Here is a 10,181-nt window from a genome sequence, read left to right as displayed (position 1 = left end):
CGTTATAGTTTAATACATAAGCTTGTTTATTTCCTAGATTTATTTTATTAATACTAGCTATTAAATTTACTTCTAAAATTCCATTTTGGCTTTGGTTAATTTGAGGATAGGATGATAAATTTTGTTTGTTTTCTTGAGGGTTATACCTGCTACATTGAGCGATTAAAACAGCAAGAAAACTACTATAGCTTAGGGTTAAAAAATGTCGCCGATTAATTTGTTTCATAATATAGTTTTGGCCCTATTTTTCCACAGGATTAAAACGATAACCCAAACCATAAACTGTTTCAATTAAATCTTCACCTCCACTCATACTTAATTTACGTCGTAATAGTCGAATTTGAGCAGCAACAACATTACTAATTGGTTCTGCGTCCAATTCCCAAAGTTGAGCTAAAATTTGATCGCGACTGAGAATTTGGTGAGGATGTCGGAGGAAATATTCTAGCAGTACAAACTCTTTATGAGTCAGAGAAATAACCTGTTTTTTCTGATTTTTATCCATTAAACAAACAGTATTAGTGCCGTAGTCTAGAATTATATTTCCTACTTGTAACTGCTGGGCTTGAAATTGAGGCGATCGCCTTTGTAAAGCCCTGAGCCTAGCTAATAATTCTGCCATGCCAAAGGGCTTAACTAAATAATCATCTGCCCCCGCATCTAGTCCCATAACTTTATCTGCCATACTATCTTTTGCGGTTAATAGTAGTACAGGTAAAGCACTATTTTTCTGTCGCAAAAGTTTGACTAATTCTAACCCTGATAATCCAGGTAATAACCAATCAAAAATTGCAAGGCAATATAAGGTTAATTGACTTTCTAAATATTCCCATGCTATTGTACCATCAACTACCCAATCGACCACATAAGATTCTTGATGAAGAACTCGTTTAATTGCTGCTCCTAAATCCTGTTCATCTTCGACCAATAAAACTCGCATAACATAAATAACATAATTAGATTAGTAACTTTATTTTATGAATATATAGCATTAATAATCAACACAAAAAAAATAGAATAGATGTAGTTTTTTGAGATTTTTTTCACTTAGCTTATCTATATCTTTATCTTTATAAAATAAAATTATGAAATTAAAATGAATTTTTTGGGCTAATTTTACCAACAATCCCATTAAGCTTTTCGGCTGTATGTTATATCATGTCCGGTTGAACAGTTATAAATAAACGACGAAGGAGTCAGGAGTCAGTCGGATCGAGTCAGGAGGGAAGAAAGAAGAAGAAAGAGAAAGTTTTTTGGTCGCGGAGCGCGGAACGGAGTTCTATCACGCTCTTATCGGGAGATGATATTACTAACAAAGGGAAAGAATTTAGGACATAAAAACAATCAGTTAAATGAAAAATATATCTTAGGGACTTTTGTAAGATATATTGAAAATTTACCTGAATAGTCATCTATCTAGGCTACATCGTAAAACTTTGTGTTATTCTAAGTGGCAGTAGGTTGGGTTGAGTGCGACTCGTTGGGTCAAAGAAGCCAAGACGGCAACATGACCCTTTAACCAAAAGGTTAAAAACTCATAACTCATGGAGGTTCAATTCCTTCCCTCTCAGCTAGGGAGTGACTTCATAGCTCAGGTTTAATGGATTAACAACCATTATTCTCAGTGCATGGGCTAAAAGCGGATCAGCTTTAAGGACTAAGGACGATGCTGCAAGAGTAGTTATTCAAGGTCAAGAACATGAATCCTGTTAAACGTTTCCTTCGGAATGCTGCGCAAACGTCAACCTAAATCGGGGTAATTGTCCTTGTATCCCCCGTGAACAAAACGGTATAGATGACGCCCCTTTAGGTCTTCAACCGCTTAAAGGACTAGCTGGCAAGTCTCGGACAACTCAGGACGCCTAAAGCTAACGTGAAATGTGTTATGGGAACGAAGTAACCCCTATTAGACTCTCATTCGATGAGTAGGAAAAGTTTAACCAATGTCTTTTAGGGCTAAGGATTCCCCAAAAAGCAAGCCTGGAGTAATGTTCAGGATATGCAGACGTGGGGAGACATTGCTCTTAGGCACTGAAGCCGAAATTGTATTAAGCCAAAATGCGAATAGGCCGGGGTGAGTAGGCTCAAGTCGAGAGTAGGAGACTCTTGTTAATAAAAATCTCCAGGCAGCCAAGCCAAAGAGTAGCGAAAACCGAAGCCAACAATCGTGGACAAACCTTGAAATATAGGTGCGAAAGTAGGTGTAACCAACCTTGAAAAATCCTGCAATGTTAGGAGCCGTGTGAGTTGGAAACTCTCACGCACGGTTTTGAAGCAGATGTGAGGGATAGTGATATCCCCATCGACTGTATCGCGACAGCAAAACCCAACAATAAAAATTATCAACATGAGTTTAGTCACTAAACCCCCAACAACTAACTATTCCCTACTTAATACCAATTTTTCAAGATGTCACAAATAGTTGGCAACTTATGATGTGAAAGAATAACCTGAAATTAGTATATAACCATTACTTTCTATCAACTTTCACTTCTGACTTCTGAATTCTGACTTCTGACTTCTGACTTCGTTAACACCCCTCCAACTTCGCCACCTCAAACCGAGTCTTCAACACAGAATCAGGATTCAAACTAATAGAATCAATCCTTAACTCTACCAACAACTGCGCAAACTCAGGATGATCGCTCGGTGCCTGACCGCAAATACCAATCTTACGCCCGCACTCATGAGCAATAGTAATCGCAATCTTAATCATTCGCCTCACAGCATCATGGCGTTCATCAAAAATATCTGCTACCAATGCCGAATCTCGGTCTAAACCCAATACCAACTGAGTCAAATCATTCGACCCAATAGAAAATCCATCAAACACTTGAGCAAACTGTTCGATTAAAATCACATTACTCGGTAACTCACACATCACATAAACCTGCAAACCATTCTCACCCCTCACCAAACCATACTTAGCCATCTCCCCTAAAACCTTCATTCCTTCTTGGGGTGTACGACAAAACGGAATCATCGGAATTACATTTGCCAATCCCATTTTATCCCGCACTCGCTTCAGTACCAGACATTCCAAACCAAAAGCTTCCCGATATTTGGGATGATAATAACGAGACGCACCTCGCCAACCAATCATTGGGTTTTCTTCATCAGGTTCAAACTGTTTCCCTCCCAATAAATTAGCATATTCATTACTCTTAAAATCGCTCATCCGCACAATAACAGGTTTCGGATAAAAAGCAGCAGCGATCGCTCCCATCCCATAAGCTAGGCGATCGATAAAGAAATCTGCCTTATTTTCATATCCCATAGTCAACTCAGCAATTTTTGCCTTTTCCACCTCATCTTCCACTTCGTCAAAATTGAGCAATGCTAAAGGATGCACCCCAATATGATTAGCAATTATAAATTCCAATCTAGCCAAACCCACACCATCAACAGGAAGTGCCGATAACCGAAAAACCTCCTCTGGGTTGCCCACATTCATCAAAATGCGGGTGCGAGTTTCTGGCAAATCATCCAATACTGTTTCCACCACCTCAAACGTGAGCAACCCATCATAAATTATCCCCACTTCTCCCTCAGCACAGTCAACAGTCACCGCCTGACTATTGTACAATAGTTTCGTAGCATTTTCGCAACCAACAATCGCCGGAATACCCATCTCCCGCGCAATAATTGCAGCATGACAAGTACGCCCACCTTGGTTAGTAACTATAGCGCTAGCCTTTTTCATAATGGGTTCCCAGTCGGGGTCAGTTTTGTTAGTGACTAACACCTCCCCTGGTTGAAATTCAGAAATGTTATGGGTATCCAGAATTACGCGTACCTTACCTTGACCGATCGCCTGACCCACAGAACGACCTGTTAACAATACTTTCCCTTTCTCCTGCAACTGATAACTACGCAGCATATTCTCAGATTTTTGAGATTGCACTGTTTCTGGTCGCGCCTGAACTATATATAAACTATTGGTAATACCATCTTTTGCCCATTCAATATCCATCGGCGTGTAACTACCGCGCACCTGGGAATAATGGTCTTCAATAATTACCGCCCAATGGGCAAGTTGCAGAATTTCATCATCACTCAGAGCAAACTGTTGTTGCTGTCGCTCTGGCACGGGTACGTTTTTAATCGAATTACCGCCATCATAAACCATTTTGATAGCTTTAGTGCCCAGGCGTTTGTTGAGAATAGTATGGAAACCTTCTCGGAGCGTAGGTTTGAATACCAGGTATTCATCGGGGTTAACTGCGCCTTGTACGACATTTTCCCCTAAACCATAAGCTGCTGTAATTAGGGCAGCATTTTTGAATCCAGTTTCGGTATCTATGGAAAACATGACACCAGAGGTAGCAAGGTCGGAACGCACCATTTTTTGAATGCCAACTGAGAGAGCAACATCGAAGTGGTCGAAACCTTTGATAGTGCGGTAGGAGATAGCGCGGTCGGTGAATACTGATGCGAAACATTTATGAGCAGCTTTAAGTACGCTTTCAACCCCGTGAATATTGAGGTAAGTTTCCTGTTGCCCGGCAAAACTGGCATCTGGTAAGTCTTCGGCAGTAGCACTGGAACGTACAGCAACATCTGTATCTTGACCGTAGAGATAACAAAGGGTTTCGTAGCTGAGGGCGATCGCTTTTTCGAGTTCTGCTGGAAAGGGTGTATTCATTATCAATGCTCGTGCTTTTTTACCCCGTTGTTGCAAATTTTTTATATCTTCAACATCAAGGTCGGCAAATAGTTGGCGCAGTTTTGCTTCTAAACCAGCAGATTTGATGAAGTAACGATAGGCATAAGCAGTGGTAGCGAAACCATTAGGAATATTGATATTTTTGGGGGTAAGTTGTTGCATCATTTCTCCTAAAGATGCGTTTTTACCTCCTACTAAAGGAATGTCATTAATACTAACTTCATCAAACCACAACACTAAGCTTTTTTCTTTAGCAGTAAAAGTCTTATTTTGAATTATTAATGTTTTTAGCATTGCTTTAATTTCTCCTAAAGTTAAGCTGTTTCATCGCGGTACAGCTTGGATATAATTTTTTTCACAATTTTATCTTCAAGGCAAATCACTATATTTTTGCCTTTATAGCAGTCGAAGGAAAGTTTAGGACAGAGCAAAAGCTTAAAATTCAGATAACGTAAGATTTTTCTTTATTCCTTCTTCCTTCTGCTATAAAAAAACTATTTTTGTTAACGACCTATAATCTATATCACATTGATCCCTAACAATTATTTATTTATTTATAGCTCTTTATTATCCATATATGTTATCAAATGAACTCTATCCAAATGATTTATTCCTCTATTAATATATTAATTAAACTCTATGTAACCGACAACTTTTCTGAGGTATACATCTTAGTTACCAAAAGTAAAAAAATGTTGATAGGAGTAGTGTAGAGGTACTTATTACAAAAGATTAAGCGCTTTAATAATTCTATAGAGGGGGTTTGACTGCGACTCATCTGAGGCAGACACATTACTGAGGATTATAATTAAGCTTAAATAGAAATTAAATAACGATGGTTAATTCCTTTTTTTTAATCCCAACTATAGTTAAGTTAATATATTAAGTTTGTTTGGCGTTTTTTCCTACATAAGAGGTATTAAATAACCAGTATATATCTGTAAAAATCTTGATTTTAATCTCAAAAATATAGCAACCGTCATGTTAGTTAGAACAATTAGTGTGAGCATCTTGCTCGCGTTATAAATCATCATAATTAGGGTTTGCTGAAAAAGTCTTATGGGTGAGGGTAGGAGTCAGGAGTCAGGAGTCAGGATAAATGGGAATTACAGAGGATGTAGTTGGAATAATTGTCCCTTAATTTTTCTGCCCAACTCTTGCACAAAATGCTAGTTTTTTGAGCTTTCTTAACCGAAAAGCTGGGACTTTTTTTCAATCTAATAAGGCTGAAACCTTTATATTTCAATACTTTGATAGTTAATCAGCAAGCCCTAATTACATCATGTTCGGATAATTATAGTAACTGCCAAGCACGCTCCTAATTGTAACTGTTCTGCCGTAAGCGTAGCTCCACCGAAGGGGACACATGATCGGGACTTACGCAGAATCACCTTGAAAATACCATATGTAGGGGCGCAATTCGGAGCTTTGCGTTAGCAAATGGTATTCGCCCTCAGTCAATATAGTGTCTATGCGTAAGCCCTGATGATATCACCCTATGTCCTAACTATAGTGGCAACTGCTATAGAACCTTATGGTATCTTTGCCAGCGGTATGTACTTTTGGCATAGAAGTAGGGAAATTCGGCATTACTGAGGGGCGGGATGAATATAAGTGGGGTGGATATCCTGCCAAGGAGTGAAAATATCAGGAATGGGCAAGATGCCCATTCCACTTCCACAAAACTATTAAAATCATCCCGCATTTATGCAACACCGGAAATTCAGAAATAGAATAGGGAAAAAAGTAGAAAAATGCCCCCCACTCTCCTAATTCCCTACTCCCCCACTCCCCCACTCCTAGATAACTGCTGAATAATTTAATTTGCTGCTGCCTCTGCTACAGTCGTAATAACTTCCTGGAATATCACTTCATCTTTACGAGGGTCAGCATGGGCAACTTTCACCTCTAGGCGATCGCCCACATTGACAGACCGACCAAACCGCATCGCCAACTCTAACCCCAACTCTTCCAATAACACCAACCCTAAATTAATTTCTTCTTTCAACCACCGAATTATCAATGCTTGCCAAACCTCATCAGAATTACGTCGCAAATATTCCAGTCCCCAGTAACGGTTCGTACATCTTTCCACACTAGAAGCTTCTTTGACAGCAGGAACTAAACTCATTACTATTTCTTGCATCTGGTCTCGACTAAAAGGTAACTCCTCTCCTCGTAAATGAGCTTTAATTTGAAAGTGAGCCAATAGATCGCTATAACGCCGAATCGGAGAAGTAACCTGAACATAAGTTTCTAAGGCCAAACTAGCGTGACGAGCTGGTATAATACCCATTTCACTTTTAGGCATACATCTACGCATCGCACAAGAGCGAACTGGCCCAGCAGGCAATAATATTAGTTCTGCCTCTGGTGGAAGTTCTGGTTGGGGTTGACTGCGATAGGGAAGGGGTATATCATGTTTTTGACCATATTTTGCCCCAACCTCTCCTGCCATAATCATCATCTCTGCCACTAGCTGTCTTGATGGTGAGTCGTCCAATACTTCTACTTTTACTTCCTCACCTTCGACTTTAATCACTGACTCTGGCATATATATACTAATAGAGCCTTGTGACTGTCGCCACTGAAATCTTTGTTTCGCCCACTGATTGAGAACATGAATTTCTGGTTCTAGCTTAATCTGTAACTGTAACATTTCATCTACATCATCATAAGTCAGACGGTAGGTTGGTTTGATTAAGCTAGCGTGAATGCTGTAGTCTACAACTCCTCCACTTTCATCTAAAATAACGCCAAAACTCAAAGCGCTGCAAATTTGTCCCTGAATCAGACTCATTGGCCCTGTGGCCAACTCTGATGGGAACATCGGAATTATACCTGTGGGTAAATATAGTGTAGTAGTTCTTCGCCTTGCGTCTAGGTCTAACTCATCACCAGGAGTAAGTAAGCGAGTTGGGTCGGCAATATGTACCCATATCTTTTGTTGATTGTCTTCTAAAAATTCTATACTGAGGCCATCATCTATTTCTTTGGTGCTTTCATCGTCTATGGTATAGACTTTTAGATGAGTTAAATCCAAACGGTTTGTGTCTGGATCTGGCTGGGGAGATTGCAGGCAGCTTTGAGCCACTTCTAGTACCTTGGTAGAAAAATGTTTTGGGATCTGACTACGTCGCAGAAATAGATTTTCATGTTCGCTCCATATACCTAGATCCATTAATAGTTTAAACGCTGCTTCTGGAGTTTCGGGTAATTCTAAGACTGCCAAGGTATCCATTGCCTGGGTACGATTAGAAGCTTCTTCTCCGTAAGTCGCCAATTTTTCTATTACATCTAGGCGGTTATAATCGCTTGGTTGCCACTCTACTTCTTCTCCTGCTAGTCGGTTACGCACCCGGAGTAAAAAGTTTTCTAGTTCTTGTTGTTTTTGTTTTTGGACTTCTTGCTGATGTTTGATTTCTCCTACTTGGGCTATAGGTCGGGGTTCGTAGCGATCGCCTTTTTGCTTAAAGTAGAGTTTATCGTCTGATAGTAATATGTATGCTGCGTAACATTGGGCTGGTGTTTGTTCTGAAAATAGCAGTAAGGCCATTTCTTCTGGATTTACTGTTTCTGCTTCTTCTACCAGTAGTTCCCATGCTAATTCTATACTTGAAGGGTCTATATAAGTTTCTACTTCCTGAAGAAATTTGGGAATTTCTGATGATTTGTAACTTTCTCCTGCTACTTCATAACTGATTTGCTTTGGAGGTATGCTGTGAGATTGACCATTTGCTTCCACCACGACCCAGTTTTTTTTACCATCTGGACGTTCTGCTATGGCTAGTCGCCGTTCTCCATGCAATCTAAATTCAATTAATTTTCCCTTCTCCACTTTTCCTTATTTATATATCCCTATAAATTTTCAATTGCCTTGGCTTGGGTTGTGGTTTTTGCTAGTTTAGTTTGAGATTTTTTGACTTTGGTTTTTTTCTTAATATTTAACTTTTTCAGATTTTTCCAAAATCTCAAATCTCAAACACTCTATCTTCAGGTTTCTCTATTAACGTAGGGTAATAAAGCTACTAATCTAGCTCTTTTGATACTTTTCGTTAAATCTCTCTGCTGTTTTGAAGTTAAACCAGTGATTCTTCTTGGCAGAATTTTACCTCTTTCTGTAACATATTTCTTTAGTAGTTCCACATCTTTATAATCGATTGGATCGCCTGGTTTAATTGGTGATACTCTTTTGCGGAAGTAATTCGCCATTGCTAATTATTTGTTAGTTATTTTTGTTTACGTTTACGTTTTAGTTATTTACTGTTTTTAATACTCACTGAATTTTTACTTAATTTCTTTGTGAACTGTATGTTTATTACAGTGAGTACAGAATTTCTTCAATTCTAATCTTGAGGTTGTATTTCTACGGTTTTTAGTTGTTGTATACCTAGACACACCTTGTGAACGTTTATTGGAATTTGTTCTACACTCTGTGCATTCTAGTGTAATAACAATTCTGACTCCTTTAGCCATTTTTCAGTTTCCATGAATGTTAGACACAAATTACTATCTTCTCACATAGCGCTTGGCTTCGTCAACTAGCCACTTTACCTTAATATCTAGGGAGTAACCACGCATTGTCCCTACTACTATTGTCTGAGCTATTCTGTCATGGAAAGCTTGTTGATACCTTTCAATATCTACTAAAGCTACTGTAAAGTCCAAAAATAAAGGCATTATTAGTAGTAAGACAGCAGCATTTCCTGATGTTAAATTACTAATTCCTAACATGGCCAATGCCCCAGATAATGCTAAAATTCCTTCTCGCTTTGATAAATCTAGGATACCTGGATTTCTTTGGTATCTAGTATCTAAAACTTTCATATCTAGAGCATAGTGCCCTATACTCTGACCATAGTTTTTATAGACCACTAGTACTCGTGTTATTATCCAAAGTACCATAAAAAATAAAATAAACGTGAACCAATTATTGCTAATTATGGCACTCAAAAACCAAACTACTAAAGCATCTATACTGAATGCTGCTACGCGACGGGATAGAGGTGCTTTTGGCAATTGGGGTATAATATTATCGCTCATAAGATAGACCTTAATTCTTTTTTGGTCTGGTTAGGAGAATATGTAACTGTTTTATTGGCTTTTGTTACTGTTCTATAATTTTATCATGTTTTTTATTTGTCAATTTTTCCGGGTTTTTCAGATATGAAGTTAATATACATAAATTATTACTGGTAGCTATGGGTAGGACTAATCCGATCTGATGGCTAAGTTACTAAGTAGTTATTAACTTGAATATGAAATTAAATCTAATTCAATCACAATATTCACTACAATTTAGGAATTACTATGATTTTACATTTAAGATAAAATGAGATTTTTGCTCTGGTCAATAATCAGTATGATTACTCCATAAATTCTCAAGTTTTGCTTTTAACTTTTAATTTTAAGTTTTACCGAAAAATTGAGTTTAAATCCTATTCTTTAAATGAGAAAAGCGGTCGTTTTGCGCTTCGCACAACTACCTTAAAGCCTAGCCTTTTACAGAGTAGCT

General features: G+C 38.4%; 6 protein-coding genes and 1 pseudogene. All 7 read right to left on the bottom strand.

The window, feature by feature from the left end:
• A pseudogene (locus tag D5R40_RS26750) lies at positions 1–226 on the bottom strand (hypothetical protein); the annotation flags it as partial.
• A gap of 15 nt (positions 227–241) precedes the next feature.
• A complete protein-coding gene (gene rppA / locus D5R40_RS26745; protein WP_124147572.1) occupies positions 242–940 on the bottom strand; it encodes a two-component system response regulator RppA in 699 nt (232 codons plus the stop codon).
• 1,590 nt (positions 941–2,530) lie between these two features.
• Positions 2,531–4,960: a phosphoenolpyruvate synthase gene (gene ppsA / locus D5R40_RS26740; RefSeq protein ID WP_124147573.1), complete on the bottom strand. Its 2,430-nt coding sequence runs from the start codon at positions 4,958–4,960 to the stop codon at positions 2,531–2,533.
• Between the two features lie 1,525 nt (positions 4,961–6,485).
• Positions 6,486–8,504: a ribonuclease catalytic domain-containing protein gene (locus D5R40_RS26735; RefSeq protein WP_124147574.1), complete on the bottom strand. Its 2,019-nt coding sequence runs from the start codon at positions 8,502–8,504 to the stop codon at positions 6,486–6,488.
• A 155-nt stretch (positions 8,505–8,659) separates the two neighbouring features.
• Positions 8,660–8,878, bottom strand: a complete 219-nt coding sequence (gene rpsR / locus D5R40_RS26730) for a 30S ribosomal protein S18 (RefSeq protein WP_124147575.1) — start codon at positions 8,876–8,878, stop codon at positions 8,660–8,662.
• 75 nt (positions 8,879–8,953) lie between these two features.
• Positions 8,954–9,142, bottom strand: a complete 189-nt coding sequence (rpmG, locus tag D5R40_RS26725) for a 50S ribosomal protein L33 (protein ID WP_124147576.1) — start codon at positions 9,140–9,142, stop codon at positions 8,954–8,956.
• 33 nt (positions 9,143–9,175) lie between these two features.
• Positions 9,176–9,709, bottom strand: a complete 534-nt coding sequence (locus D5R40_RS26720; RefSeq protein ID WP_124147577.1) for an RDD family protein — start codon at positions 9,707–9,709, stop codon at positions 9,176–9,178.
• Between the last annotated feature and the right edge of the window lie 472 nt (positions 9,710–10,181).

The organism is Okeania hirsuta (genome assembly GCF_003838195.1).
In the GTDB taxonomy this organism is placed as follows: Bacteria; Cyanobacteriota; Cyanobacteriia; order Cyanobacteriales; family Microcoleaceae; genus Okeania; species Okeania hirsuta.
This window is presented reverse-complemented; position numbering and strand designations above follow the sequence as displayed.

Excerpts from the sequence above, each read along its gene's own strand:
- rppA (WP_124147572.1), bottom strand. The coding sequence starts at position 940 with ATGCGAGTTTTATTGGTCGAAGATGAACAGGATTTAGGAGCAGCAATT.
- ppsA (WP_124147573.1), bottom strand. The coding sequence starts at position 4,960 with ATGCTAAAAACATTAATAATTCAAAATAAGACTTTTACTGCTAAAGAA.
- rpsR (WP_124147575.1), bottom strand. The coding sequence starts at position 8,878 with ATGGCGAATTACTTCCGCAAAAGAGTATCACCAATTAAACCAGGCGAT.
- rpmG (WP_124147576.1), bottom strand. The coding sequence starts at position 9,142 with ATGGCTAAAGGAGTCAGAATTGTTATTACACTAGAATGCACAGAGTGT.
- D5R40_RS26720 (WP_124147577.1), bottom strand. The coding sequence starts at position 9,709 with ATGAGCGATAATATTATACCCCAATTGCCAAAAGCACCTCTATCCCGT.